The organism is Enterococcus sp. DIV2419 (assembly GCF_051711865.1).
GTDB classification, from domain to species: Bacteria; Bacillota; Bacilli; order Lactobacillales; family Enterococcaceae; genus Enterococcus; species Enterococcus faecalis.
Genome location: NZ_JBIONS010000001.1, coordinates 2,163,266 through 2,188,307, shown reverse-complemented (window position 1 = coordinate 2,188,307; position 25,042 = coordinate 2,163,266). Strand labels below are relative to the sequence as shown.

General features: G+C 36.6%; 31 protein-coding genes, 1 tRNA gene and 1 other annotated feature. Of the genes, 25 read left to right on the top strand and 7 right to left on the bottom strand.

Annotated elements, in window-relative coordinates; translation table 11 throughout:
* Positions 1-104: 104 nt before the first annotated feature.
* The 4 genes from pta (at position 105) to IGI97_RS10335 (ending at position 2,619) form a co-directional block, all read left to right on the top strand.
* Complete coding sequence (gene pta / locus IGI97_RS10350; RefSeq protein WP_002355836.1) at positions 105-1,088, top strand: phosphate acetyltransferase; 984 nt, start codon at positions 105-107, stop codon at positions 1,086-1,088.
* Between the two features lie 158 nt (positions 1,089-1,246).
* Positions 1,247-1,726 (top strand): tRNA (adenosine(37)-N6)-threonylcarbamoyltransferase complex ATPase subunit type 1 TsaE, encoded by a 480-nt coding sequence (gene tsaE, locus IGI97_RS10345; RefSeq protein ID WP_010816376.1) that lies wholly within the window; start codon positions 1,247-1,249, stop codon positions 1,724-1,726.
* Positions 1,719-2,240, top strand: coding sequence for a GNAT family N-acetyltransferase (locus IGI97_RS10340; protein ID WP_002396468.1), 522 nt, complete (start codon positions 1,719-1,721; stop codon positions 2,238-2,240). Before tsaE ends, IGI97_RS10340 begins: the two co-directional genes overlap by 8 nt.
* Positions 2,241-2,409: 169 nt before the next feature.
* Positions 2,410-2,619: a hypothetical protein gene (locus IGI97_RS10335; RefSeq protein ID WP_002355840.1), complete on the top strand. Its 210-nt coding sequence runs from the start codon at positions 2,410-2,412 to the stop codon at positions 2,617-2,619.
* Between the two features lie 73 nt (positions 2,620-2,692).
* Here IGI97_RS10335 and bopD read toward each other — a convergent pair whose 3' ends face one another.
* The 4 genes from bopD to IGI97_RS10315 are packed head-to-tail and all read right to left on the bottom strand — an operon-like array spanning position 2,693 to position 7,679.
* On the bottom strand, positions 2,693-3,703 hold the full coding sequence (gene bopD, locus IGI97_RS10330; RefSeq protein ID WP_002358859.1) for a LacI family transcriptional regulator BopD: 1,011 nt from the start codon (positions 3,701-3,703) through the stop codon (positions 2,693-2,695).
* A 23-nt stretch (positions 3,704-3,726) separates the two neighbouring features.
* Positions 3,727-4,734, bottom strand: a complete 1,008-nt coding sequence (locus tag IGI97_RS10325) for an aldose epimerase family protein (RefSeq protein ID WP_438738583.1) — start codon at positions 4,732-4,734, stop codon at positions 3,727-3,729.
* Positions 4,724-5,392, bottom strand: a complete 669-nt coding sequence (gene pgmB / locus IGI97_RS10320; protein WP_002355844.1) for a beta-phosphoglucomutase — start codon at positions 5,390-5,392, stop codon at positions 4,724-4,726. Before pgmB ends, IGI97_RS10325 begins: the two co-directional genes overlap by 11 nt.
* Positions 5,385-7,679, bottom strand: a complete 2,295-nt coding sequence (locus IGI97_RS10315) for a glycoside hydrolase family 65 protein (protein ID WP_010826879.1) — start codon at positions 7,677-7,679, stop codon at positions 5,385-5,387. Before IGI97_RS10315 ends, pgmB begins: the two co-directional genes overlap by 8 nt.
* A gap of 280 nt (positions 7,680-7,959) precedes the next feature.
* On the opposite strand from IGI97_RS10315, the gene IGI97_RS10310 reads away from it, so the two are divergent.
* Both IGI97_RS10310 and mapP read left to right on the top strand, forming a co-directional pair.
* On the top strand, positions 7,960-10,128 hold the full coding sequence (locus IGI97_RS10310) for a PTS transporter subunit IIBC (protein WP_425135953.1): 2,169 nt from the start codon (positions 7,960-7,962) through the stop codon (positions 10,126-10,128).
* A 214-nt stretch (positions 10,129-10,342) separates the two neighbouring features.
* Positions 10,343-11,167: a maltose 6'-phosphate phosphatase gene (mapP, locus tag IGI97_RS10305; RefSeq protein ID WP_002390386.1), complete on the top strand. Its 825-nt coding sequence runs from the start codon at positions 10,343-10,345 to the stop codon at positions 11,165-11,167.
* Between the two features lie 59 nt (positions 11,168-11,226).
* On the opposite strand, the gene proC is transcribed toward mapP, so the two are convergent.
* On the bottom strand, positions 11,227-12,042 hold the full coding sequence (gene proC / locus IGI97_RS10300; RefSeq protein ID WP_438738581.1) for a pyrroline-5-carboxylate reductase: 816 nt from the start codon (positions 12,040-12,042) through the stop codon (positions 11,227-11,229).
* Between the two features lie 126 nt (positions 12,043-12,168).
* Here proC and IGI97_RS10295 point away from each other — a divergent pair, with 126 nt between their 5' ends.
* The 13 genes from IGI97_RS10295 (at position 12,169) to IGI97_RS10235 (ending at position 19,997) form a co-directional block, all read left to right on the top strand.
* On the top strand, positions 12,169-13,131 hold the full coding sequence (locus IGI97_RS10295) for a helix-turn-helix domain-containing protein (protein WP_010777464.1): 963 nt from the start codon (positions 12,169-12,171) through the stop codon (positions 13,129-13,131).
* Entirely contained in the window at positions 13,112-13,411 is a 300-nt protein-coding gene (locus IGI97_RS10290; RefSeq protein ID WP_002358867.1) for a hypothetical protein, read from the top strand. Before IGI97_RS10295 ends, IGI97_RS10290 begins: the two co-directional genes overlap by 20 nt.
* On the top strand, positions 13,404-13,721 hold the full coding sequence (locus IGI97_RS10285) for a nucleotide pyrophosphohydrolase (protein ID WP_002403727.1): 318 nt from the start codon (positions 13,404-13,406) through the stop codon (positions 13,719-13,721). The genes IGI97_RS10290 and IGI97_RS10285 overlap by 8 nt, the downstream gene beginning before the upstream one ends.
* A 144-nt stretch (positions 13,722-13,865) precedes the next feature.
* Positions 13,866-14,297: a VOC family protein gene (locus tag IGI97_RS10280; RefSeq protein WP_002373575.1), complete on the top strand. Its 432-nt coding sequence runs from the start codon at positions 13,866-13,868 to the stop codon at positions 14,295-14,297.
* Between the two features lie 452 nt (positions 14,298-14,749).
* Positions 14,750-15,133, top strand: coding sequence for a hypothetical protein (locus IGI97_RS10275; protein WP_010819828.1), 384 nt, complete (start codon positions 14,750-14,752; stop codon positions 15,131-15,133).
* 45 nt (positions 15,134-15,178) lie between these two features.
* Entirely contained in the window at positions 15,179-15,394 is a 216-nt protein-coding gene (locus tag IGI97_RS10270; RefSeq protein ID WP_438738814.1) for a hypothetical protein, read from the top strand.
* Between the two features lie 35 nt (positions 15,395-15,429).
* Entirely contained in the window at positions 15,430-15,825 is a 396-nt protein-coding gene (locus tag IGI97_RS10265; RefSeq protein ID WP_002414265.1) for a hypothetical protein, read from the top strand.
* Positions 15,826-15,849: 24 nt separating this feature from the next.
* Positions 15,850-16,134, top strand: a complete 285-nt coding sequence (locus IGI97_RS10260; protein WP_438738577.1) for a hypothetical protein — start codon at positions 15,850-15,852, stop codon at positions 16,132-16,134.
* A 78-nt stretch (positions 16,135-16,212) separates the two neighbouring features.
* A complete protein-coding gene (locus tag IGI97_RS10255; RefSeq protein WP_438738576.1) occupies positions 16,213-16,578 on the top strand; it encodes a hypothetical protein in 366 nt (121 codons plus the stop codon).
* A 12-nt stretch (positions 16,579-16,590) separates the two neighbouring features.
* Entirely contained in the window at positions 16,591-18,147 is a 1,557-nt protein-coding gene (locus IGI97_RS10250; RefSeq protein ID WP_438738574.1) for a cutinase family protein, read from the top strand.
* A gap of 19 nt (positions 18,148-18,166) precedes the next feature.
* Positions 18,167-18,451 (top strand): hypothetical protein, encoded by a 285-nt coding sequence (locus tag IGI97_RS10245; protein ID WP_002355864.1) that lies wholly within the window; start codon positions 18,167-18,169, stop codon positions 18,449-18,451.
* A gap of 7 nt (positions 18,452-18,458) precedes the next feature.
* The gene (locus IGI97_RS10240; protein WP_010712113.1) at positions 18,459-18,764 is read left to right on the top strand and encodes a hypothetical protein; all 306 of its coding nucleotides are present in this window, start codon (positions 18,459-18,461) and stop codon (positions 18,762-18,764) included.
* 177 nt (positions 18,765-18,941) lie between these two features.
* Entirely contained in the window at positions 18,942-19,997 is a 1,056-nt protein-coding gene (locus tag IGI97_RS10235; RefSeq protein ID WP_438738572.1) for a hypothetical protein, read from the top strand.
* Between the two features lie 487 nt (positions 19,998-20,484).
* On the opposite strand, the gene IGI97_RS10230 is transcribed toward IGI97_RS10235, so the two are convergent.
* A tRNA-Arg gene (locus IGI97_RS10230) sits at positions 20,485-20,558 on the bottom strand.
* A 172-nt stretch (positions 20,559-20,730) separates the two neighbouring features.
* Positions 20,731-20,806: a sequence feature (ribosomal protein L21 leader region), on the top strand.
* A gap of 19 nt (positions 20,807-20,825) precedes the next feature.
* Between IGI97_RS10230 and rplU the strand changes: the two genes are divergently transcribed.
* The 4 genes from rplU (at position 20,826) to psiE (ending at position 22,463) form a co-directional block, all read left to right on the top strand.
* Positions 20,826-21,134, top strand: a complete 309-nt coding sequence (rplU, locus tag IGI97_RS10225) for a 50S ribosomal protein L21 (RefSeq protein WP_002355866.1) — start codon at positions 20,826-20,828, stop codon at positions 21,132-21,134.
* A gap of 32 nt (positions 21,135-21,166) precedes the next feature.
* Complete coding sequence (locus IGI97_RS10220) at positions 21,167-21,511, top strand: ribosomal-processing cysteine protease Prp (protein WP_002355867.1); 345 nt, start codon at positions 21,167-21,169, stop codon at positions 21,509-21,511.
* Positions 21,512-21,523: 12 nt separating this feature from the next.
* Entirely contained in the window at positions 21,524-21,811 is a 288-nt protein-coding gene (gene rpmA / locus IGI97_RS10215) for a 50S ribosomal protein L27 (RefSeq protein ID WP_002355868.1), read from the top strand.
* A 199-nt stretch (positions 21,812-22,010) separates the two neighbouring features.
* On the top strand, positions 22,011-22,463 hold the full coding sequence (psiE, locus tag IGI97_RS10210; RefSeq protein ID WP_002355869.1) for a phosphate-starvation-inducible protein PsiE: 453 nt from the start codon (positions 22,011-22,013) through the stop codon (positions 22,461-22,463).
* Between the two features lie 70 nt (positions 22,464-22,533).
* Here the strand turns inward: psiE and IGI97_RS10205 are convergent, their stop codons facing one another.
* Positions 22,534-23,349, bottom strand: coding sequence for a metallophosphoesterase (locus IGI97_RS10205; RefSeq protein ID WP_033595170.1), 816 nt, complete (start codon positions 23,347-23,349; stop codon positions 22,534-22,536).
* Positions 23,350-23,520: 171 nt separating this feature from the next.
* Here IGI97_RS10205 and IGI97_RS10200 point away from each other — a divergent pair, with 171 nt between their 5' ends.
* Both IGI97_RS10200 and IGI97_RS10195 read left to right on the top strand, forming a co-directional pair.
* Positions 23,521-24,585, top strand: a complete 1,065-nt coding sequence (locus IGI97_RS10200; RefSeq protein ID WP_438738569.1) for a M24 family metallopeptidase — start codon at positions 23,521-23,523, stop codon at positions 24,583-24,585.
* 13 nt (positions 24,586-24,598) lie between these two features.
* A complete protein-coding gene (locus IGI97_RS10195) occupies positions 24,599-24,919 on the top strand; it encodes a MazG nucleotide pyrophosphohydrolase domain-containing protein (protein ID WP_002355872.1) in 321 nt (106 codons plus the stop codon).
* The last annotated feature ends 123 nt before the right edge of the window (positions 24,920-25,042 follow it).

The following is a 25,042-nucleotide window of genomic DNA, read 5'->3' as shown; positions in this document are numbered from 1 at the left end:
ATCGGATTATTGGTTTTTTTGACTAATACAGCTAGAAAAAACTGTTATTTTCTTTGAGAATAGTGTATGATGGATTTTGTAAATATAAAACTGGAGGGTTTATCGTGGAATTATTCGATAGCTTAAAATTTAAAGTCGTACGCCGTAATATCAAAATTGTTTTCCCTGAAGCAACAGATCCTAGAATCTTAGGTGCTGCTGCCCGCTTAAAATCTGATGAATTAGTAGAACCAATCTTAATTGGTGATCCAACAGATATTGCAAATGCTGCTATGGCTCGTGGAATCAACACATCAAACTTTATTATTATCAACCCAAATGATTATGAAAAATGGGATGAAATGGTCGAAGCATTTGTTGAACGCCGTAATGGAAAAGCTACTAAAGAAGATGCTGAAAAAATCTTAAAAGATGTCAACTATTTCGGTACTATGTTAACTTACATGGGTATTGCTGATGGTATGGTTAGTGGTGCTATCCACTCAACAGGTGATACAGTTCGTCCTGCGTTACAAATTATTAAAACAAAACCAGGCGTGAGCCGTACAAGTGGTGCCTTCTTAATGATTCGTGGTCGTGACCAAGAAAGATATTTATTCTCAGACTGCGCGATTAACGTGAACCCAACTGCACAAGAATTAGCTGAAATTGCTGTTGATAGTGCCAAAACAGCTGAATTATTTGACATTGAACCAAAAGTTTCATTGTTAAGTTTTTCAACAAAAGGTTCTGCAAAAGCACCAGAAGTAACAAAAGTTGCTGAAGCTACAAAAATTGCGCAAGAATTAGCACCTGAATATGCGATTGATGGTGAATTACAATTTGATGCTTCTTATGTATCTTCTGTCGCACAATTAAAAGCGCCCAACTCAAAAGTTGCTGGAGAAGCAACAGTCTTTGTATTCCCAGATTTACAATCAGGAAATATTGGCTACAAAATTGCTCAACGTTTAGGTAACTTTGAAGCAATTGGCCCAATCTTACAAGGATTGAACAAACCAGTTTCTGATTTATCACGTGGTGCAAACGAAGAAGATGTTTATAAATTATCAATCATTACAGCTGCTCAAACATTAATGAACGACTAATTAACTATGTCGAAGCATGATAAATAAGCAAAGTAGAAGTTGAGGTTCCCAGGACACTTGGGCCTCAACTTTATTTTTTTTGAAGCTGCCACTAGTCAACTTATTGAATTTTCGGTATACTTTCATACATAGATTCTTGCAGATGGGAGGCAAAAAAAATGAACATTGTCCTGAACAATCCATTGGAAACAGAAGCAATTGCTAAAATCATTGGACAAAAGGCACAAGCTGGTGATGTAATTGTCCTGACTGGTGATTTAGGGGCCGGTAAGACGACAATGACGAAAGGGATTGCTTTAGGATTAGGCATTTCCCAAATGATTAAAAGTCCCACCTATACGATTATCCGCGAATATCCACAAGGACGACTTCCGTTATACCATATGGATGTCTACCGTGTTGAAGAGGGTGCGGATGAATTAGGGTTAGATGAGTATTTTGAAGGAGATGGGCTATCCGTTGTAGAATGGGGCAGCTTGATTGAAGAAGAATTGCCAGAAGATTATTTAGAAATTATTTTAAATAAAGATTCTCAAGAAGCTGACAAGAGAGTTCTTGAATTCCGCGGAACTGGTCCGTTGGCAGAAGAAAGAATAGCAGAGATTCTACAAGTGTGGGAGGCTCGCGAATATGACTGAACAAACATTTTCTATTCGAGAAGCAGTGCCTACTGATGCGGATCAATTACTATCTGTGATGTCAAAAATTGGGAGTGAAACGCCCTATTTGGTAATGGATGAGCGAGGAATGGCCATGTCGACAACAGAATTGGCTGAAAATCTAGCAACACTCTATGAATCGCCAAATAATGTTTTATTGGTGGCATTAGCGGGAGAAGCGATCATTGGGACCGCATCTGTGTCTGCTTCTTCTAAAAAGCGGATGGAGCATATTGGTGAAATCGGCATTAGTATTTTAAAACAGTACTGGGGCTATGGACTGGGCAGTATCCTGATGGAAGAACTTATTCGCTGGGCGCATGAAAGTCATGTTATTCGTCGCTTGGAATTAACGGTACAGGATCGTAATCAACGAGCGATTCATGTCTATAAAAAATTAGGGTTTGAAACAGAGGCAATTATGCCTCGGGGCGCCAAAACAGACCAAGGTGAATTTTTAGATGTTCATTTAATGCGTTTGCTGATTGATTAATTATTGGTTAATAATTTTAATTTCTTAAATAATCGAACGATAATTGCATGAAAAAACAAAATTTTCGCAATTATCGTTTGTTTCATATTTATTTTTCTGATATTTTTGTTATAATTATAGAAGAATTTAACGAAAAAATGAAAATTTATTTTGGGAAGGAATGTAAGAAATGGCGAAGGCAACGAAAATGAATGTTAACTATCGAGAGTCGATCTTGGATCGTGCGTATCGTTTAGAGCTAATAAAAAAAGATGAGTATGCAAAACATCAAGAAAAATTATCATTATTAAATGAAAAATTGTCTGACGGGGAACCAGCTCAATTTGATGCAAAAGAAGAAACGTTTTGGAAAAAAATTTCGCAAAAAGTTATTTTATAAAAGTAATACATACGAATAAGAGCGTACACATAAAAAGAAGCGTAAGCAGTGTTAAACTGCTTACGCTTCTTTTTTAATGAATAGGAATAACTGTTTCACGCTTAATTAATTTGTGAGGAATAACGAGACGGACACCATTCGTCAATTCTTCGTGGATTAATTCATATAATTTTTTCATCGCCATTCGACCTAATTCTGACGTGTCGATGTCAATGCTTGTTAGATAAGGATGTGTCAATGTTGAAAAGATTGAGTTGTTAAAACTAATAATGGATAACGTTTCAGGAACTTGATAACCATAGATTTGCGCAAGTTGCATCGTCCGCAAAGCAAAGATATCATCAATCACCACCAACGCCGTGGCATTATTTTGATGAAGAATGTCATCAAAAGCCATGTAATCTTCAGGTTTTTCTAACGCAACGCTTGGTAAAACAGTTAATCCTTGCATCATCATTGCTTTTTGATAACCAAAGTAACGTTCAAAGTACAAACTTTCATGCGTTGTATTGGTCACAAATAAAATATTTTTATGGCCGTTTTCAATTAAAAATTCCGTCGCTTGTTTCCCTAATAATTGATTATCATTATCCACGTAAACTATTTCCGTTTCATGTTGGTAAGGTTGACCAATTAAAGTAAAGGGAATGTTGTTTTCATATAAGTAATCAATGACGGGGTCCTTACTATCTGAATACACAAGAATAAAACCGTCCACTTGTTTTTGAAGATGCATTCTTTTAACGTTTTCCAATAGTACATCAAAACTTTTGGCAGTTGCAATAGCAGTAGTCATATCATAAAGACGGGCTTCCTCGTTGATGGCTTCCATAATTTCTAAATAAAATGGATTCCCTAACCGTTCTTTCGAATCTAAAGGAGGTAAAATTACGCCAATGGCACTTGAAATTCGTTTACCCAAATTCCGTGCCGTCATATTTGGCACATAGCCTAAGTCATCCATGACTTTTCGCACTTTCTTTTTTGTCGATTCAGAAATACTTGGATGATCGTTAATGACACGCGAAACGGTTGAAGTTGCAACCCCCGCTTTCTTAGCGACATCTTTTACTGTAATTGCCATTTTTGCCACGCCTTTCTTAGTGATTATAGAAGGTTAAATTGATAAACCGTTTGGTAGGTTTGCTTTTTATTAGCTGGTAATAAAATAGAGCCCCACTGAGGATGATGAACAATGTCTGGATACTCTTGAGGTTCAATTGCTAATCCATAGTTTGAATGCATCGCTTGTCCATTAATAGAAAAAGGAGCCTCAAAACCAGTCGTAGAAAATAATACCATACTTTGGTTCGTTGTTGCTATCGTCATTTTTCTTCCAGAAGTAGGCTCTTGTAAGCATAATTGTGGCTGTCTTAAGTCAGAGCCAACTAAGGGGAAAACATCATCTAACCCAGTTGGATAGCGTTGGAGGATTGTTTCGATAGGTGTCAGTTCATTAAAACGTATGGATAGTTCAGAAGCTGGTAAAATCCGTCCAGTAGGCAACTTATTATCGTCTAATTCTAACATACCTTGACAGTTCAAAGATAGCAAATGTGACAGAATGTCTAACTTTCCATCGCCAGATAAATTAAAGTAGGCGTGGTTCGTAGGATTAAAAAGTGTTTCCTGTTTACTCCGTCCAGTACTGATCATTCGTAAATGATTATCCTCTAGCTGGTAGGTGATGGTGGCATCAATTGGTCCAGGATAGCCAGAAATGGTGTCGGTTAAATGAAAGGAAACGCCAATGATATCCTTTTTTTCAAAGGGCTCGACTGTCCAATATTGAAAAGACCATCCCTTTGAGCCACCATGGATATGATGACCGTCGCTATTTTGTTCTAATATTCCATTTTGCCAATGGCCATTACGAATGCGTCCAGCAACTGGTCCAACAGTGGCGCCAAAAAAGCTTTGATCCTTTAATACATCTTGATACGAATCATACGATAAAAGGATATTTTCCCAATGATTATTTTTATTTGGCATCAAAAGTTGATGGAGGCGCGCGCCATAATTGAGAAGAACGACTTCTAAAAAGTCGTTCTTCAAAGTAATTTTTTTTAAGTTTGTGTTTGGAATATCGGTTACGGTGATACGATTATCCTTCATGATCAAGCCACACTTTTTTTAAGTAATCAAACGTTAAAGCACTCGTTTCTGGCACAATGGGCAACCCTTCGCCTAACTCTTCTTTGCGGCCAACGCCAACAGGTTGCGCTCCACTAGCAAGAATCGCTTGAATCCCAGCTTTGGCATCTTCAATGCCAAGACATTCTGCTGGTGTCAAATCAATTTCTTTCGCAGCTAAAATGAAAATATCTGGAGCGGGTTTGCCTGCCTGGACGTCTGCTGGATTAGCAATGGCATCAAAAAGGGGCGTCAATTGCATTTTTTCTAAAAGGAAAGGCCCATTTTTACTTGCAGAAGCCAAGGCGATTTTAATATTGGCTTCACGTAATTCCGTTAATAAAGAAAGAATTCCTGGGTAGACATCTTCAGGCGTAATCGCTTGGATCATTTCCAAGTAATAATCGTTTTTCCGTTGCGCTAACTGGGCAAATTCTTCAGAAGAAAACGTGCCTTCTTTTTTTCCGTATTTTAACAGTAACTGCAGAGAATCTTCGCGGCTTACACCTTTCAGTTGTTCGTTGAAAACACGGTCAATGGAAATTCCAATTTCGTTCCCTAATTTTTTCCAAGCGTGGTAATGAAATTCTGCTGTATCAGTAATAACGCCATCTAAATCAAACAAAACGCCTTTAAACATGAACTTCTTCCTTTCTGATCGGTAAAACTAATCGATCTTTTAATGTGTATTTTTGATCGTAAACAGTTAATGGAATTGCAGGGCCGTCGAGTAAAGTGAAGGCCACTTGGTCTGCTGCAACTTCAACAAATAGTAAACGATTCCGATAATTAATGTGGAATGAGTAGGCTGTCCAAGTCGCTGGTAAAAAGGGTGCAAATTTTAGTTGTTGATGGTCCGTTTTCATTTGGGCAAAACCTTGCACAATCGCTAGCCAACTACCAGTCATTGAGGTAATGTGTAAGCCATCTTCTGTATCATTATTGTAATTATCTAAGTCAAGGCGCGCTGTTCGTTGATACATTTCCACTGCTTTTTCTTCCATGCCTAATTCAGCAGCTAACACAGCATGAATGCTTGGTGAAAGAGAAGATTCATGGACAGTCATTGGTTCGTAAAAGTTAAAGTTCCGGCGTTTTTCTTCTAAAGAAAAGGCATCATTGAAGAAATAAATTCCTTGAAGAACATCGGCTTGTTTAATGAAACAAGACCGTAAAATTTTATCCCATGACCAATGTTGATTTAAAGGCAGCTCACTAAGTGGTAAATCAGAAACAGGCATTAAATCTTTATCTAAGAAAGTGTCATGTTGTACAAAAATGCCTAATTCGTTATCCACTGGGAAGTACATATTTTCTACAATGTCTGCCCATTTAGCTAATTCGTCGTCTGCAATTTTGAGCGTTGTTTCTTCTTGGAATTTTAAATAAGACTCACGGGTGTAACGTAGAACCCACGCAGCGATTGTATTGGTATACCAGTTATTGTTGATATTATTTTCATATTCATTTGGCCCCGTTACGCCATGAATCATATATTGGTTATGACGTTGGGAGAAGTGGACCCGATCCGCCCAAAAACGAGCAATTGCCACAAGCACTTCTAGACCAGCATCTTTGAGATAGTCTTCGTCTCCTGTATAGTTGACATAATTATAAATCGCATAAGCAATCGCACCATTTCTGTGAATCTCTTCAAAAGTGATTTCCCACTCATTATGACATTCGACACCAGTAAAAGTAACCATTGGGTAAAGCGCACCCTTTAACCCTTGTTGTTGGGCATTATGAATGGCTTGAGGCAATTGATTGTGGCGATATTTCAGTAGATTTTTAGTAACTTCGGGCTTAGCCAACGCCAAGTAAAGTGGGACAGCATATGCTTCGGTATCCCAATATGTGGCACCTCCATATTTTTCGCCCGTAAAGCCTTTTGGTCCGATATTTAAACGATCGTCTTCACCATAGTAGGTTGAGAAAAGTTGGAACAGATTAAAACGGATGCCTTGTTGGGCTTCGTCATCTCCTTCAATAACAACATCAGCTAATTGCCAACGTTTTGCCCAAGCGGCAGCTTGCCCAGCTTTTGCTTCAGGGTACAAGGTAGTCATTTCTGCAAATAATTCGTTTACTCGTGTGATTTGTTGCGTTTCTGGCACATCACGACTGGTAACGACAAGCACTTCTTTTGTGATGGCGGTCGTTTCGCCTTCGTTTAAAGACACTGTCAATTCTGCGGTTAAAGCCAAGGGCTGTTGTGTATATGTAGGCACAACAGAGGCTCCATCGATGAAATGGCGCATGCCTGCAGTCACTGTAAAACGCTCTATTTCAAAGTTGTTAGGAATGGTCTTAGTCGTGACAAAGCCAAGTGTTTCTTGTGTTTCAATAGCTATTTCTTCCCAAAAATGTTCTTCATAATTGCTGTCTTCATTTTGAACATCGCCATCCAATTTTGAGTGAAGAGTGATTGTGCCTGTACCTTCCAGCATTTCAATTGTTAAGTGGATGTAAGCTGCTTCTTTTTTTTCTAAGCTTAAAAAACGTTCAAAAGAGAAGCGCACTTTATTCTTTGGTGTTTGGATGGTGAATTGCCGAGAAAGGACCCCATTTTGCATGTCTAATTCTAAAGAAAAATCTTCGTAAGGTGTAGTGGCTAAATCAATTGTTTGTCCATCAATTTGTAAGTCCATTGCGATGAAATTAATTGCGTTAATCACTTTACCAAAATATTCAGGATAACCATTTTTCCACCAACCAACACGTGTTTTGTCTGGATACCAAACACCTGCTAAATAGGTTCCTTGATGGTGGTCGCCAGAATAGTGTTCTTCAAAATTTCCCCGCATCCCCATATAGCCATTTCCAATGCTTGTTAATGATTCTTGTAAACGTAAATTTTCTTTATCTAAGTGTGTAGTACGGATTTTCCAAGGATCAATTTGGAATAAACGTTTGATTTGTTTCATGAGAATCCCCCTCAGTGATTTTATTGATAGGTCTATCATAAACGCAACCGATTGCATTAGTCAATAGTCAATGCTTAAAAAGTGTAATCTTATGAATAAAAGCTGAAACAAAGGTAGGATAGAAGGAACTTTATTTGCTTTATTAAAAGACAAAATAAAAAAGGATTAAGTAGTAGGGAGTTGTTTTCCACAATATTTTTGAAATTAAAGCATTTACAAAAAGGAAACAGGAGTATATAATGGCAACATAACGAAACCGATTGCGTAAGGAGTGGCAGGAATGAAAAAAATGTTTAGTTTTGAATTTTGGCAAAAATTCGGGAAAGCTTTAATGGTCGTTGTGGCAGTAATGCCAGCAGCGGGTTTAATGATTAGTATTGGGAAATCGCTTCCCTTAATCGATCCTAATTTAGGCTTGTTAGTAACAACAGGCGGAGTTCTAGAGAGTATCGGTTGGGCAATTATAGGCAACTTACATTTACTATTTGCGTTAGCAATAGGTGGCAGTTGGGCCAAAGATCGTGCAGGTGGAGCATTTGCAGCGGGGATTTCTTTTGTTTTAATCAATCGTATTACTGGAGCCATTTTTGGTGTAACAAATGAAATGTTGGCTGATGAACAAGCTTTCACGCATACCTTATTTGGCACCAAGATTATGGTGAAGGGATTCTTTACAAGTGTCTTAGAAGCTCCGGCATTAAATATGGGCGTCTTTGTAGGGATTATTGCTGGTTTTGTCGGTGCGATGGCTTACAACAAGTATTACAATTATCGGAAATTACCAGATGCGCTATCATTTTTTAATGGTAAACGGTTTGTCCCATTTGTCGTTATTTTATGGTCAACAATTGTCTCAATTGCATTAGCACTTATTTGGCCAAATATTCAAGCGGGAATTAATAATTTTGGGTTATGGATTGCGCAATCTCAAGATAGTGCACCTATTTTAGCGCCATTCTTATATGGAACGTTGGAACGTTTATTATTACCTTTTGGATTACATCATATGTTGACGATTCCAATCAACTATACACAATTAGGTGGAACGTATGAAATTTTATCTGGCGCACAAGCTGGAACCCAAGTCTTTGGTCAAGATCCTTTATGGTTGGCTTGGGCAACAGACTTAGTGAATCTTAAAGGTGCTGGTGATATGAGCAAGTATCAGTTTGTCTTAGAAAATTGGACACCAGCTCGATTCAAAGTAGGCCAAATGATTGGTTCTTCAGGAATTTTAATGGGGATGGCTTTGGCGATGTATCGTAATGTCGATGCAGATAAAAAAGCTAAATATAAATCAATGTATTTTTCTGCTGCTTTAGCTGTTTTCTTAACTGGTGTGACAGAGCCGTTAGAATTCATGTTTATGTTTGCTGCAGTACCGCTTTATGTGATTTATGCCGTGATCCAAGGTGCTGCTTTTGCAATGGCTGATATTTTACCATTGCGTGTGCATTCGTTTGGAAATATTGAATTGTTAACAAGAACACCGCTAGCAATAAAAGCTGGTTTAGGTGGCGATTTAATCAATTTTGTTTTAATGGTCATCATTTTTGGTGTTGTCACTTATTTCTTAGCCAATTTCTTAATTAAAAAATTCAATTACGCAACACCTGGAAGAAATGGAAACTACGACAATGATAACGGCGAAGAAATCGCATCTGGCGCGGCTGGTTCAGGCGTCGTCGATCAGCAAATCGCGCAAATTGTCTACTTACTTGGTGGTAAACAAAATATCAAAGAAGTTGATGCGTGTATGACACGCTTACGTGTCAGTGTAAAGGATCGAGAAAAAGTCGGTTCGGAAGAGGCGTGGAAAGGGGCAGGTGCAATGGGCTTGATTGTGAAAGATAATGGCGTTCAAGCCGTTTATGGACCAAAAGCCGATGTTTTAAAATCCGATATTGAAGATTTACTAGCTTCCGGCGTTGACATTCCAGAACCGGTTATAGCAGAAAGTACAGCAGGAACGCCAACAACGAATTTTTTAGGCAAGAAAAAAGATTTCGTGGCTGTGGCGACAGGGGAAGTTATTCCAATGGCGCAAGTCAATGATCCTGTCTTTTCACAAAAAATGATGGGGGATGGATTTGCAGTTAAGCCTCTAGAAGGAGAGGTGGTGGCACCAATTTCGGGGAAAGTTCTAAGTGTTTTCCCAAGCAAACATGCGATTGGGCTACAAACAGAAGAAGGTATTGAAGTACTTGTCCATATGGGAATTGATACAGTTGAAATGGCAACACCTGCTTTTGAATCTTTTGTTAAAGAAGGACAATCATTGGAAGCTGGGACGAAACTAGCTAAAATGAACTTGGATGTGATTGAACAAGCTGGCAAAGAAACAACGATTATTGTCGCTTTTACAAACAGCGACAAAGTGGAACAAGTAGTTATTCATCAACTAGGAACCACCACTGCGGGAACTGTGATCGGACAGATTGAAATTTAAATGATTAGGTATGAGGTCGGGACAGAACCGTTTAACTCCGAGAAATAAGAAGGAATTTCCGGAAATTGCTTTTTAATTTTTGGATAATTTCGGCTTATTTCCGAAGGAGTTGGTTCTGTTCCCGCCGTTTATCAGGTTTTGCGCGTGAAGCAAAAATCCAAAGTGATTTTTGTCCCACTCACAGACCTAATAACATGTAAGAGAAGGGGAAAAGATGAATCTTTTAACAATCAATACTCATAGCTGGTTAGAAGAAGAACCATTAAAAAAATTAGAGGAGATTGCCAAGGTGATTTTATCTTCTGAAAGTGAAATAATTGCCTTACAAGAAGTGAATCAGAAAGTCGCTTCCAAGAAAGTGCCGTTAGAACAGTTAACTACTTTTTGTCCCATAGCGACCCAAACGCCGATCCATGAAGATAATTTTGCATATCTAATCGTTCAATATCTAGCTGAAAAAGGCCAAAACTATTATTGGAGTTGGGAAATGAGCCACATTGGTTATGCTATTTATGAAGAAGGGAACGCACTACTTTCGAAATGTCCGTTGACTAGTGAAGCTCTCCTTATTTCAGAAAGCCAAGAACCAACGAATTATCGAACAAGAAAAATCTTAGTGGCGGAGACAGAGAGTTCAAAAGGTACGCTTACTGTTGTCTCTGGTCACTTTTCTTGGTGGGAAACACCCTGTACAGGTTTTGCCTATGAATGGCTACAATTAGAGAAATACTTAGCGACGGGGCAACAACCGTTAGTCATTTTAGGCGATTTAAACAACCCAGCTGGTACAACTGGCTATCAATTAGTGGAAAATAGTTACTTGCCGATTCAAGATGCATTTGTTGTAGCGGAAGAGACAAGCGGTGAAGCGACAGTAGAGAAAAAAATAGATGGCTGGGAAGAAAATGAAGCAGCCTTGCGGATTGACTACGCATTTGTTCCAAAACAGTGGCACGTACGAAAATATGAAGTAATTTTTGATGGTAGGAAAACACCGATAGTCAGTGATCATTTTGGCTTACTCATTCAATTAAAATAAGAAAAAGCGCTGAATTTTCAGCGCTTTTTCTTATTTACTCGCTCATGTAACTATTCTTCTCAGTCTTGTTTGGCTAATTCTTGATCCCGAAGGATGGTGGCCTCAATCCCTTTGATGACTGTTGAAATAAACGCATTGTTTTCTAATTCGACAATCCCAGCAACCGTGGTTCCACCAGGGGAACTGACTTGGTCGATTAAAGTCCAAGGATTCTCTGTGCTATTTGCCAAAGTTTGAGCGCTGCCTAGTACAGCTTGTGTAGCAATTTCTAAGGCTAACTCTTTGTTCATACCATTTTTAACGGCTGCTCGGGCAATCGAATCAATAAATAAGAAAGCATACGCAGGAGTGCTACCTGCAATAGCAGTAAAAATCGAAAAATACTGTTCCTCTAATTCCCAAGCTTGGCCAACTGCTCGAAACAACGATAAAACAGTCTGGATGTCTTCAGGGGATGCAAAAGCGTTACCACAGACAGCTGCTGCACCCGCGCCAATCAACGCATTCATATTGGGCATCACACGAACAAGACGAAGCGGTTGGGTAGTCTCAAACAGTTGATACAATTCTGCAATAGTCGTACCTGCTGCAATGGAAACAATTAACGGTTGCTTGTCTAAAATTGCTTCTTTTACTTCAAGTAAAGCTGCTTGAACGAATTGCGGTTTCACCGCTAAAATAACTAAGTCAGCTACTGCAATGGCTTCTTGTGGTGAAGAAACCGCGTGTGCACCAATTTCTTGTGCAAAAGCGGCGGTTTTTTCGACTTGAATATCATAAAAATAAAGGTTTTCTGCGGCAATAAATTGCTTTTTTAACGCACCTTTGGCAATAGCGGATGCCATATTTCCAGCACCGATAAAACTAATTTTCATAAAAAATTCCTCCTAAAAACTGTTGAATCTCTTTTTTCGTGTTACCATGTATCTAGTATAGAAGGAAACGCCAAAGAAAAAAATAGAGGGAGTAAAGTAAAAAGTGTTGGATTATGAGGTGATTAATTGGCAAGCAAAGAAGAGCAATATGCAGCATTTTATCAGTTTTTAGAGACCTTAGATTGTTATTTAACCACTACCAATGCTCTTGAGAATGAAGTAGCGCAATTTAAGGAAAATCCGCATCGAGAAATTGCGGGCTTTATGTTGGCATCTTCGGAAACCATTGACGTTCCGAAAGGATTTATTCGGATGCTCTATTGTTTAGAGCAAGACGGCTATGCTTATTTGGATCAACAAAGGTGTTCGTTTTCGGCTGGTCAAGTCATGATTGTCAATGAGGCCACCTCGGTTAGCTATCAGGGGCAAGGAATGTCTATGATTATATTTTATTTTAAAAAGCACTATTTTCTTGATACGCTCTTAAATCAGCTGGCGGAAGAACCAGTCATGTATCGTTTTTTTACAGAAATTGCTAGCAGTGAATTTGAAAACATTCCTCGATATTTCGTTTTTGCCAGCCAGCCAAATTCGGATGTCCACGTCTATTCGCTATTATTACTGAAACAAATTGTGAAAATGGCCTATTTTAATAATAAAGTGACCAAAGCGGCCTTTGTTTTGCTAGTGGTGGAACTAGGTCAACTGCCTAGAGAAGCTTTAAAGATGCAAGATAATTATTTGTCGAATCATCAACGTGTTGAGGTGATTTTAGCGTATATTGAGCAACAGATTGCGCATGTCACTTTAGCAGAAGTCGCCGCTAAATTTCATTTTCATCCGAATTACTTATCGAATTTTTTAAAAGACAAAACAAACAAAACGTTTACGGAAATTGTCTTAGCCTACAGAATCCAATTGGCGAAAAACTACTTGAAGCAAACAGATTTATCGATTCAAACGATTGTTGAACGAATCGGCTATCAAGACAAAGCCTTTTTTTATAAACGTTTTAAAGAAGAAATGGGCATGACCCCAAAACAATATCGACAGAAAGAAGGAATGGCAGATGTACGAAGAAGTCTTTGAAGAATTTCAGTTAACTGTAGTAGAATTACCAATCGAATTCGTTGATGATTTGCCTGTCTATCGCGGACACTTAAAAGAATTAACGTTTCTTTCAGCGGAAGCCTCTTCACGAAAAAAACTTTACCAACAGCTTTTACAGGCTTATTTGTTGTATAGAGAAGAGAATCAAGCAGTTGTTGAAGAGGAAGAAATAACCTCCTCATTATTGTCTACAGAACAGTTATTAAAATACTATGATGGTGAAACGTTCGATGGGTTTCAGTTGCCATCAAATGAATAAGAAAGCAGGGGAACAAATGGATACAATGGCAAAAATTAATCAATTTCGTGATGAAAGAAATTGGCGCCCCCACCATAATGAAAAAGATTTGGCGCTCTCAATTTGTTTAGAAGCAGCAGAATTGTTAGAACTTTTTCAATGGAAAACAGCAGAAGAAGGCATCAAACAAGAAGAACGAATCAAAGAAGAATTGGCTGATGTTCTCATTTACTCCTACATGATGGCTGATAATTTAGGGTTTGATTTGGACGAAATTATCGAAGAAAAGTTGAAGAAAAATGCGGTGAAATATCCAGTGCCAGAAAAATAAGTGTTGAAACAAATGAATCGAAGAACTTCTAAAAAAGAATAACGAAGTGGAAAATAGCCAGTATTAAGAAATTCTGAAGGGTTTGCGGAAAACAGAAATAAAAAGTAGTTTTCTGCTGCAAAAAATTTTAAGGAGGAACAATCAATGATTACAGGCACAGAAATTGATTTTATTGTTAGTGATAGTTTAAAGGCATTAGCTTTATATAAAGAAATCTTTGAGGTCCATGTAGTTGAAGCGACAAAGTATCCTGTTGGAAGGAATGAAGTAGTGTTTAACTTATATGATACTCGGTTCCATATGTTAGATGCTAATGAAGAATTTGGTTTAAATGCACCAGATTCAGAACATCCCAATACAATTTGGTTCAATATCACGGTAGCAGATATTGTGCAAACTCATAAAAAAGCCTTAGCAAATAAGTGCATTGAGATGCAACCAGTTACAGAAATGATGGAAGGAGCTATTCAAAATTCGTTATTTGTTGATCCATTTGGTTACATGTGGATGGTACATCAAATTAACCAAGAACTAAATTTTGAAGAGCGAACAGAAATTTTAGAAAAAGAAATGTAGTAAGGAGAGGTCGGGACAGAAGTGTTTAACTCCGAGAAATAAGAAGGGATTTCCGAAAATTGTTCTTTAATTTTTGGAGAATTTCGGCTTATTTCCGAAGGAGTTGCTTCTGTTCCCGCCGTTTATTAGTTTTTGAGCGTGGAGCAAAAATCCAAAGTGATTTTTGTCCCACGCTCTTTTTTTATTTTACAATAGAAGTAAAATACCAATGATCCTGTAGTGATCAACAAGACAGTAAAAAATTGGAGATAGAAAGTTAGTGTGTCATAGAAATACAGCAATATTCTCTAATAATTAATCTAACGTTAAAAAAATTGAGAAAATGCCAGATTGATTTTTGATAAACTGTAAACAAAGAAAAACTGGCTGTAAAAATCTCGATAAAACAATGGAATAAAAGGAGAAAGCGAAAGATTAATTCTTGTATGTAGATACAAAGGGAGACTAAATGAATGAAAAACAAAAAGCGGATAAAATTTGGTATATTAATCGCAACAATACTAGTAGTAGCCATAATCGGCACGATTGGAGTGAAAAAAATGAACGAACCAACAGAAAAAGAAAAACAAATTGCTTTTTTGAAAAAGCATGAAGAAGAGATGACGGAGTATGTAAAGTATGACAGTGAACATGTACTTTTAAAAAAATATGATGTTAAAGAAGTTACGTATAATTGGCAATCAGTGATTGAAGTTCAAAGTATGGCTTTTAGCCCAAAAACTATAGCTGTTGAAGTATCTATTTTTGATGGTACTGGTAAAAAATTAGATGGGTTTGAAATATATGTGCTTCCAGATAATGTAAAAAATCCGACTGAGATAAAAAATATTGCATAGTTAAGGAGATGAAATTTAACGGCAAATTTAGAAAAGTATACTAATATTTATGCTGATTTAGCTCAAGGAGCATACATCGGTCGAAAAGAAGGGTTGATGTTTGCTAAATTGACACAAGTTCAAAAAGAAGATCTTAAGATAAATGAACATGCTACATTCCATTTCCCCAACGCCAAAGACGCCTATGGAAATGATGCTAGCACGGTCTATCTCCAACCTGATAATACTGTAAAAACAATTCAAATCGGAAAAAGCATATAGAAACTCTTTTCTATACATAATAAGGAGGTGAAAAAGTGAAAAATAGAAAGCAAATAAAATTTGGTATCTTAATCGCAGTAATATCAGTAGCCATAATTGGAATGATTGGAGTGAAAAAAATGAACGAACCAACAGAAAAAGAAAGACAAATTGCTTTTTTGAAAGAGCATGAAGAAGAAATGACGGAGTACATTAAATCTCAGAAATTCTATATTACTTCAGAAAATAAAAAAGGACAACCTGAAGTAAAAAAAGTGAGTTTTGACTATGAAAACTACAGTACGTATCAACGAGATGCAGGTGGAATTCCTTATGAAGTTTATACGATTGATATTACTGGTTTGTATAATGATACAGAAATCTTTGAACTGTTAATTGATGTTGACTCATTAAAGAAGCCGACAAAAATATTAAATTTTGAAAGATACTAAATATTTAAGTAAGTAGTGACAACAATGGCTAATTTAAAGGAATATTTTAATATCTATGCCGATTTAGCTCAAAGAGCTTATAATGGAAGACCTCAAAAATACTCTTTTCCTCATGACCGATTAACACCTGAAAAGAAAAAAGAAATAGAAACCAAAAAGCATGCTACATTCCATTTCCCCAACGCCAAAGACGCCCATGGAAATGACGCCAGTACTGTCTATCTCCAACCCGACAACACTGTAAAAACAATCAAAGAAAAAAACTGGGTAGGTAGGGAAACGGTTTATAAAAAAGGGTTATTAACATAGGAAAAGTCAATCAAAAATAATCAAAATCGAAAAAATCACATAGTAACTCTTCCCCATACATATTAAGGAGGTGAAAAAGTGAAAAATAAAAAGCGAATAAAATTTAGTATATTAATCGCAACAATAATAGCAATAACCATAATCGGCACGATTGGAGTGAAAAAAATGAACGAACCAATAGAAAAAGAAAGACAAATTGCTTTTTTGAAAAAGCATGAAGAGGAAATGACGGATTATATTAAACAATCAGAGTTAGATAAAGTGTCCAGTGTTGAGTACCTTTGGAATACGGTTAAATCAGATAAAGGCATGGCATTTACAAAAGAATTTTTAACAATTAAAACCAATATTTATGACGGAAGAAATATAAAAATAAATGGTTTTTGGATTAATATTTTTGTAGACAATGTGAGAGATCCTAAGAAAATTAGTAACATAAATTAAAGGAGAATATATATGAGTGATTTAGCAAATTATTATAATGTTTATGCCAATTTATCCCAAGCTTCGTATAAAGGGCGACCTCAGTCTAAATCGTTAGCTAAACTTGACGATAATCAATTGAAAGAAATGGAAATAAAAAAATATGCTACATTCCATTTTCCCAACGCCAAAGACGCCCACGGAAATGACGCCAGTACTGTCTACCTCCAACCCGACAACACTATAAAAACAATCAAAGAAAAAAACTGGGTAGGTAGGGAAACGGTTTATAAAAAAGGGTTATTAACAGATGAGAAAGCTGGCTATAATTCTTATTATGTAACAGATACGCCGACCTTGAGTCCAAAAACGCAGCATACATATTTTGCCACTCGCGGTAGTGACGGCGTTTCAATGGACGTGAAAAAAGGTTGGTCAGGGAATAATTTGAATGACTGGGTCAATAATAATGGTTCCTTTACGTTATTTAATGCCTATTTGCCTCAAGCAAAATTAGCCAATGAAGCCATGCATCAAAAGATAATGGAGATGAGTGCTAAAGCCCCTAATGCGACTATGTCGATTACAGGTCATTCTTTAGGAACCATGATTTCTATTCAAGCGGTGGCCAATCTCCCCCAAGCAGATCTCGCTAAAATTGATAAAGTAGTATTGTTTCAAGGGCCTGATGCGCGAGAAAGCATTAATAAAATGTCTCAACAAGCTCAGGAAAATCTTCAACAATTAGAAGAACAAGGGAAAATTGATTATTATGTAAATGCTTTTGATATTGTCTCCATGTTGAATCGAAATAAAAAAGGGGTAGATGAAATTGGTCGGGTGCATTATCTATTACCGAAAACGTTCACCACTACTTTTGATCTGACGGACAAATACGGTTCTAGTCATGATTTTGGTCAGTATCAATTAAATCCTGATGGTACGCCCAAAGAAGCCGATCTAAAGGAACATGGCTACATTTTTGCGGCAGGAGTAAAAGTTTCCAAACTTATTGATAAATATTTAGGGAAAATCATGGATGCTTCAGGTGAATCATTAGCTAAAAACAGCCTCCAATTTTTGTTAAGTCTGCTATCTGAAGAAAATCGCCAGAAAATCATCAAAGAATATGAAAAAATCATTCACGAAGCAGAAATTGCCAGCCAATGGCAAGGGAAAGTGAGTCGTATTCAGAAAAGTTTAGCCAGTGCTTCAGGTAGTCAAAAGATTGAATTACGTAGTGAATTAGCAGAACTAGTTGCAAAACAAGCTCAGCAAGCTGGAAAAGAATACGAACTACTTGTGAAAAATATCCTCCAAGAAGCAGAAGATGAAGTCCAGACAGTTTCAAAGGAAATTCGTGAAAGTGCAATGAATATCCGACAGTATCTATCCTATGCAGAAGTCCAAGCAATGATTGCTCCTTACGAAAAAAGTCGTCTTTGGGATAGCGCTGAAGCAACAAATACTAGCAACCAAGCCAAGCAATACAAGCAAAAATTAACTGATTTTAGCGGAAAATTAACAACTGTTGCTAAAAATATTCAAGCATACGATCAACAAGCAAGAAGTAGTTTATTTCAAAAATAATAAATGAAAGGGTTTTCTTATGGATGAAAGAGAATTTCAAGAAAAATTAGAAGTAGAACAAAAAGCTCGTGAACGAGTAGCAATCCAGACAGTAATTACTGCTAAAAAAACACGAATTACTACAACCAAACAAAACACAACCGCAAGTTTGAAAGAACTTTCAGAAGCCATGTTTCAACAAACAAATAGCGCCCTACCTAATGCCTTGAACGGAGCTTTGCAGGGGAAAAGTGCAGAATCAGCAGAAAAATTTTTAAAAGGAAGCCAGAGACCAAATTTAAAAACACCTGTCAAGGGAGAGTGACCGACAAATGGAGGAACAGCGAAGAAAACGGCAATATTTAGAAGAACAATATTATGAAGAAAAAAATAAAATTCACCGCCAACAAGAAGTGCTGAGTAATCAATTAGTAAACTTTAGAAGAGAAACTGGACAATTGGTAGATAAAGTCAATTATTTAACGAAAAATGATCAATGGCACAAACAGCAATTTTACCATGCAATGGAACAAAGTGATCATCTGATACGTCAAGAAGGAAATCGTTATAGACAACAATTAGAGGAAAAAGAACGTGAATGGACGAGAACATATCAAAAAGAATTGGATAAACTCTAAAAAGAATAATGACAGAATTGCCTTTAAAGGTGATTCTGTCTTTGTTTATATCTTTGGATAAATAACAAACAGACATAATCATTTATCTGTCTGATTTTTTGAATAATCAGTTGCTTTTACAATTTAATATTTATATATTTGATAGGGTATAATTATTTTTAGATTGGGGAATAAATAATGAAAAAGTTAATTTTATTTTTAGGGAGTCTTTTTTTATTAAGTGGATGTGGTTCGGCTAAAGATTTAACAGAGTATGTGGATGTAGAATTTATGGGGATGGATACTCAAGGGACAGCTACTTATACTATTGATACAGAAAAATTAAATAAGGATGTTTTCAAGTATGATTCAGAGTCCGATTTTTTAGATGAAAAAGAACAGGAAGAAATGTCTGATTTTTATAATTCTTTTAAAATTAAGCTTGATAAAACAGATAAGCTATCTAATGGCGATAAAGTGAAAGTCATAGCTAAAGTTAATGAAAAGAAAACGAAAAAAATAAAATCTGGTGAAAAAGAAGTTGTAGTCGAGGGACTTGAAGAGCCACAAAAATTAACATCAGAGGATGTAGAAAAACACTTAGTAATTAATTTTAATGGTGTAAGCGGACGAGGTGTGACACAAATTGATAACACATTTGATTCGCCACTAAATACTATAACATTTACGATTGAAAATGATGGTAAACTGAAAAATGGTGACAAAGCTAAAATTGAGAAAACAAAGGAATTAGAAGAAGCGCTGAGTAGTGAAGGATATGTACTTGATAAGAAGTTTGCCCCTGAATTTGAAGTTAAAGGATTAGCAAAGGTTGCTGAAGAAGCAACAGACATTGCCAACTTAGAAGACATTAAACGGATGATTGATGAAGAAGTCAAAAGACAATACAAAGACTCTGAATATTTTTCTAAATATGAAATAACATTAAACAAATTAATGTATCGTCAATTTGCTAAAGAAAATTCAGATGAGGATAACGGTTGGTACTCTAGTTCTAATACAGATGGTAATCTAATTGGCATCTATACTATAAAAGAGTATTCTACAGGAACGGATAGCAAGTTAAGAGATACCTTCACAGCAATTATTGGATATTCTGATATTGTTTTAAATGATAAAAATGAAGTGAATGTAGCAGAAATGGAAAAAATTTCTACGACAAAAGATGATACGTATTCATTAGAATCAGTTATTAAACTTTATGAAGGATATGGTTATACGGAAGTCAAATAGTCGAAGTCGTTAACTTAGTAGTGAATCGTGATAGAAGAACCTGATTTCAGGTTCTTCTATTTTCGTGTTTCTTCTTATCCACTAAATACCAAACGATATGATTAAAAAAATTAATGAATTAGAAAAGCTGCGTATAGAGGAAGAGTTTGTGAAAGCAAAATTAAAAATAATCTTAGTATGTTTCATGTGAATAGTTTGAAGGATTGACTCGTTGAGCTAAAAAAAGAGAGGAACAATTAGGAGAGAGTATCCGCCTTCGTTAGGAATGACCAATTGAGCTAAACAACCATTACTAAAGACAAAATTGCTCAACGTCAAGCTACTAAAGGAAAAAAATTCCTATTTACTATACAGAAAAATTAAATAATATTACTATGATCCAAAACGTGAGAGATACTCGTTCTCAGTTCGTCTTTACAATAACAAAAAAACCTACCAAAATAGCTGAAAAAAGCTTTTTTGGTAGGTTTCAATACTAAACCCTTTACGTCACAGGAGGGATTCGAACCCCCGACCGTCCGCTTAGAAGGCGGATGCTCTATCCTGCTGAGCTACTATGACAATAGTTGTAACACAACAAAGCTAATTATAATGGAAGTAGTGTTAGAAAGTCAATCGGAAATTTAAATAACAGAAGAAGTTTTTTTGGAGAGAGAAAGTGAAGAAAATAGAGAGTTTATATTGACGAGGTTTTCTGGTTCTGTTATTATAGTTAGTGTTGTAATTGTGGTCTCCACAGCTACAACCGCACAGAACAAGTTTTTAAGCATGAGCAATCATCACTTGGGATGGCGAGTCTAAGTCTAGAAGAAGGAGGTGCTGTATAGCATGTACGCAATTATCAAAACTGGTGGTAAACAAGTGAAAGTTGAAGTAGGTCAAGCAATCTACGTTGAAAAATTAAACGTTGAGGCTGGCGAGAAAGTTGTTTTTGACGAAGTTATCTTAGTAGGTGGCGAATCTACAAAAGTTGGTGCGCCAACTGTTGCAGGCGCAACTGTTGAAGGAACTGTTGAAAAACACGGCAAACAAAAGAAAGTCGTGACTTTCCAATACAAACCTAAAAAACACTCTCACCGTAAACAAGGTCACCGTCAACCGTATACAAAAGTTATGATCGAAGCAATCAACGCTTAATCTCTCTTGTTGACAGGAAAGAAGGCCTATCAATGATTAAAGGTTCTTTTAAACGAACAGGCTCCGGCCGAATCGTTTCATTCGAATTAACCGGGCATGCTGAAGCAGGTCCTTATGGCAGCGATGTGGTTTGCGCGGCAGTTTCTGCCTTAGCAATTAGCACAGTCAATGGGATTGATGCCTTAGCAGGTTTTGAACCGATTGTCGAAGTTGATGATGTAGAAGGTGGCTACCTTTATGTCGAGATGTTAACAACTGTCAATCAGGAACAAAAAAATATTGCCCAAATTCTATTAGAAAATCTTTTATTAGGTTTACAATCAATAGAGAACGAAAATACTGAATTTATTCAAATAAAAACAATCACTGAGAAATAGGAGGTGCAGACTATGTTATTGACTATGAATTTACAATTATTTGCCCATAAAAAAGGTGGCGGTTCTACATCAAACGGCCGTGACTCTGAATCTAAACGATTAGGCGCTAAAAGTGCTGATGGCCAAACAGTTACAGGTGGTTCAATTTTATACCGTCAACGCGGAACTAAAATTTATCCAGGTGTGAACGTTGGAATCGGTGGCGACGATACGTTATTTGCAAAAGTTGACGGTGTGGTACGTTTCGAACGTAAAGGCCGCGACAAAAAACAAGTATCAGTTTATCCAGTAGCTAACTAATATGATTAAAAAGCTGAATCTCCGGATTCAGCTTTTTTTGTCTTGCATAAAGGGTTAGCCGGAAAATAAAGAAACATCTCAAAATAAAAAAAATCTCACATTGGGTTTAACTGCTTGTCTGACAAGGTTAATTGATGATATATTTAATGTAATAACAAGCTTGTTATAAAATAATTGAGTCAAAAGAAAGAAGGGTATTATGCAGAAGAATTTTAGTGTAGTAAAGAAGTACGTGAATTTGATTTTGGATATTGTATTAGGGATTTTAGGAGTTTTCTTATTAGTATTTATGGCTAGTTATTTAGTTGACCTCGCTACATATCTCATGAAGCCAATGACGCCGGATAATTTTTCAGTTATCATGCAAGAAATTATTTCATTCTTTATGTTATTTGAGTTTATTATGATGATTCTTCGCTATATTCAAGAAGGACACCATATTCCGATTCGTTATTTGATTTTAATTTGTTTAACCGCAATTTTACGTCAATTAATGGTTGCACATGGCGATGGCTTGCAGACTTTATTGTTATCTTTATCAATTCTTTTACTAGTGGTTGTGCTATTTATTCTCGGGTTAAATGGCAGCAAATTTTATACGCTAGGAAAAGCGAAAGTAGAAGAAGATCACGAGCAAGATTTTCATCATTAATCGAACATAATCAAAGACCGTCCAACGTGAGAATTTTTCTCTAACATGGGGCGGTCTTTTTAATGCATAGTTAAATAGTTAACTCAATCAGTTCAATTGTTGGTAAGACACCAAAGCGTGCGCTGATTTTAGTGGTTCCGATTCCTGGGTGAACAATTAGCGGCGTTTCATCTTCTAAATGATAAAGCCCATGTGTATATTTTTTAGCAAGCTGATTTTTGTAAGTGAAAAAAGGCAAGCGAATCTGTCCGCCGTGACTATGTCCTGCTAAAATAAGGTCAATGTTTTTGTTGACTGCTGAGTCTGCGACATCTGGCTCATGGGTTAGTAGCAGTGTGGGCGTTCCAGTAGGGCGGTTGACCAAAGCCGCAGCTAAGTCGGTTTGTCCATATAACGAATCTTCTAAACCAGCGACGTACAAGGAGATACGGTGTGAGAGAGGCAATAATTTGCCCGTGTTTTTTAGTACGGTAAAGTCAGCAGCTTCTAAGATTGTTTCGTAAAAATTGGTATCTAACCCGCTATACTCGTGGTTGCCATAAATAGCGAATTTGCCATATGGGGCGTTAATTTTACGGAAAAGTTGACTCACTTCATCCTGAATTTCGATACCGAAACGGGCATAATCGTCGAACAAGTCTCCTGTAAAAACGACTATGTCTGGTTGTAATGTATTTGTTTTTTCAACAATCTGTTTTAAGGCTTTCACAGAATAATTCTTTTTTAAATGAATATCAGAGAGTTGAACAATCCGTAAGGTTTTCCCTGATTCTGTTACTTTAATTTGATTTTTGTGTATGACTAAGCAGTTAGGTTCAATAAAAAAACTATAGCTTAAAATGCCGATAATAATGAAAAATAGTGCCAGAAATAAATAAACGTTCATAATTTCCTCCTTGAAATCGCTAAATTAGTTTACTACAAAAGTGTTAAGCAAAAAATAAGGAAAGGTAAAATTTTCAGTAAACTTTCTCGATGAAGTTTTTTGGTGATTCATGCTTTTCTGAAGCAAATTTGCTATAATGAAAAATGAGAAAAAAGAAAGAAGGTCGAACCAATGATGGCAAGAGTCGAAAAGCTACGGGAGTTAATGAAAGAAAATAATTTACAAGGATTTTTAGTGACAAGTCCGTATAATTTACGTTATTTAACCAATTTTACTGGGACAACAGGCTTGGCAATGATTACATTAGATAAAGCTTTTTTTGTAACGGATTTTCGTTATACGGAACAAGCTGCGGAACAAGCAACTGGTTTTACTATCGTTAAAAACACAGGACATATTTTTGACGAAGTAGCAGATTTAGCTGAACGTTTGCAATTAGATAATTTAGCTTTTGAAGAAACGCAAGTTAGTTTCGCTGATTATAGCTTATTGGAAGAAATTTTACCATGTGAATTAGTTCCTGTAATGGGTTTGATTGAAGAATTAAGAGAAGTGAAAGATGAAGAAGAAGTAGCGATTATTGAAAAAGCGTGTGCCATCGCGGATCAAGGATTTGCCTTTGTCTTAGAGATGATTAAACCTGGAATGACAGAGATTGAAGTGGCTAATCAATTAGATTTCTTCATGCGTTCAAAAGGAGCCAGTGGTGTTTCTTTTGAGACAATTGTGGCCAGCGGTCTACGTTCAGCGATGCCACATGGCGTTGCTAGCCATAAAGTCATCGAAAAAGGTGAGTTAATCACTTTAGATTTCGGTTGTTATTATGAAGGCTATGTTTCTGATATGACACGGACATTCGCTATTGGTAGTATTCAGCCAAAACTAAAAGAAATTTATGATATTGTTTTAGAAGCACAATTAAAAGTGTTAGCAGAAGCTAAACCTGGGTTGACGGGCATTCAATTAGATGCGATTGCACGGGATCATATTGCTTCCTATGGCTATGGCGATGCGTTTGGTCACAGCACTGGTCATGGCATTGGGTTAGAAATTCATGAAGGACCAAATGTTTCATTCCGAGCAGATAAACAATTTGTACCAGGGAATGTGATTACGGACGAACCTGGAATTTATTTGCCAGGAATTGGTGGCGTGCGTATTGAGGACGATTTATTAATTACTGCTGAAGGTAATCGTGTATTAACACATGCGCTAAAAGAATTAATCATTTTATAAAGGTTGGGAGAACATGGATATCCAAGAGTATCAGCGGTTTATTAGCGCGTTTTATAAAAAACGTAACTGGTATCAATATGATCCGTTTATTCGTTCCAACTTTTTAACAGAAGAAGTCGGCGAAGTTTGTCGGGCCATTCGGACAATTGAAATTGGCCGTGATCGACCGGATGAAACAGTTTTGGCGGATGAAGAGAATCTGGAAAATTTAACGGAAGAGTTAGGCGATGTGTTGGATAATTTATTTATTTTAGCGGATAAATATGACATCTCTTTAGAAATGATTATGCAAAAGCATCGGACGAAACTAATGGAACGTTATCCTGAAGAATAAAGACGTAAAAATAAGAAAGCCAAAATTACTTGGTCTTTCTTATTTTTACGTCTAAAGCCTTGAATTAGAAATTTATGACAAGAAATTATCTGTTCTTTTAGTCAGAACTTAGCTTTTCTGGTA

What these genes read in the sequence shown, in the direction of transcription:
- tsaE (WP_010816376.1), top strand. Translation starts at nt 1,247, where the DNA reads ATGAACATTGTCCTGAACAATCCATTGGAAACAGAAGCAATTGCTAAA.
- IGI97_RS10340 (WP_002396468.1), top strand. Translation starts at nt 1,719, where the DNA reads ATGACTGAACAAACATTTTCTATTCGAGAAGCAGTGCCTACTGATGCG.
- IGI97_RS10335 (WP_002355840.1), top strand. Translation starts at nt 2,410, where the DNA reads ATGGCGAAGGCAACGAAAATGAATGTTAACTATCGAGAGTCGATCTTG.
- bopD (WP_002358859.1), bottom strand. Translation starts at nt 3,703, where the DNA reads ATGGCAATTACAGTAAAAGATGTCGCTAAGAAAGCGGGGGTTGCAACT.
- IGI97_RS10325 (WP_438738583.1), bottom strand. Translation starts at nt 4,734, where the DNA reads ATGAAGGATAATCGTATCACCGTAACCGATATTCCAAACACAAACTTA.
- pgmB (WP_002355844.1), bottom strand. Translation starts at nt 5,392, where the DNA reads ATGTTTAAAGGCGTTTTGTTTGATTTAGATGGCGTTATTACTGATACA.
- IGI97_RS10315 (WP_010826879.1), bottom strand. Translation starts at nt 7,679, where the DNA reads ATGAAACAAATCAAACGTTTATTCCAAATTGATCCTTGGAAAATCCGT.
- IGI97_RS10310 (WP_425135953.1), top strand. Translation starts at nt 7,960, where the DNA reads ATGAAAAAAATGTTTAGTTTTGAATTTTGGCAAAAATTCGGGAAAGCT.
- mapP (WP_002390386.1), top strand. Translation starts at nt 10,343, where the DNA reads ATGAATCTTTTAACAATCAATACTCATAGCTGGTTAGAAGAAGAACCA.
- proC (WP_438738581.1), bottom strand. Translation starts at nt 12,042, where the DNA reads ATGAAAATTAGTTTTATCGGTGCTGGAAATATGGCATCCGCTATTGCC.
- IGI97_RS10290 (WP_002358867.1), top strand. Translation starts at nt 13,112, where the DNA reads ATGTACGAAGAAGTCTTTGAAGAATTTCAGTTAACTGTAGTAGAATTA.
- IGI97_RS10285 (WP_002403727.1), top strand. Translation starts at nt 13,404, where the DNA reads ATGAATAAGAAAGCAGGGGAACAAATGGATACAATGGCAAAAATTAAT.
- IGI97_RS10280 (WP_002373575.1), top strand. Translation starts at nt 13,866, where the DNA reads ATGATTACAGGCACAGAAATTGATTTTATTGTTAGTGATAGTTTAAAG.
- IGI97_RS10275 (WP_010819828.1), top strand. Translation starts at nt 14,750, where the DNA reads ATGAAAAACAAAAAGCGGATAAAATTTGGTATATTAATCGCAACAATA.
- IGI97_RS10260 (WP_438738577.1), top strand. Translation starts at nt 15,850, where the DNA reads ATGGCTAATTTAAAGGAATATTTTAATATCTATGCCGATTTAGCTCAA.
- IGI97_RS10250 (WP_438738574.1), top strand. Translation starts at nt 16,591, where the DNA reads ATGAGTGATTTAGCAAATTATTATAATGTTTATGCCAATTTATCCCAA.
- IGI97_RS10245 (WP_002355864.1), top strand. Translation starts at nt 18,167, where the DNA reads ATGGATGAAAGAGAATTTCAAGAAAAATTAGAAGTAGAACAAAAAGCT.
- IGI97_RS10240 (WP_010712113.1), top strand. Translation starts at nt 18,459, where the DNA reads ATGGAGGAACAGCGAAGAAAACGGCAATATTTAGAAGAACAATATTAT.
- IGI97_RS10235 (WP_438738572.1), top strand. Translation starts at nt 18,942, where the DNA reads ATGAAAAAGTTAATTTTATTTTTAGGGAGTCTTTTTTTATTAAGTGGA.
- rplU (WP_002355866.1), top strand. Translation starts at nt 20,826, where the DNA reads ATGTACGCAATTATCAAAACTGGTGGTAAACAAGTGAAAGTTGAAGTA.
- IGI97_RS10220 (WP_002355867.1), top strand. Translation starts at nt 21,167, where the DNA reads ATGATTAAAGGTTCTTTTAAACGAACAGGCTCCGGCCGAATCGTTTCA.
- rpmA (WP_002355868.1), top strand. Translation starts at nt 21,524, where the DNA reads ATGTTATTGACTATGAATTTACAATTATTTGCCCATAAAAAAGGTGGC.
- psiE (WP_002355869.1), top strand. Translation starts at nt 22,011, where the DNA reads ATGCAGAAGAATTTTAGTGTAGTAAAGAAGTACGTGAATTTGATTTTG.
- IGI97_RS10205 (WP_033595170.1), bottom strand. Translation starts at nt 23,349, where the DNA reads ATGAACGTTTATTTATTTCTGGCACTATTTTTCATTATTATCGGCATT.
- IGI97_RS10200 (WP_438738569.1), top strand. Translation starts at nt 23,521, where the DNA reads ATGATGGCAAGAGTCGAAAAGCTACGGGAGTTAATGAAAGAAAATAAT.
- IGI97_RS10195 (WP_002355872.1), top strand. Translation starts at nt 24,599, where the DNA reads ATGGATATCCAAGAGTATCAGCGGTTTATTAGCGCGTTTTATAAAAAA.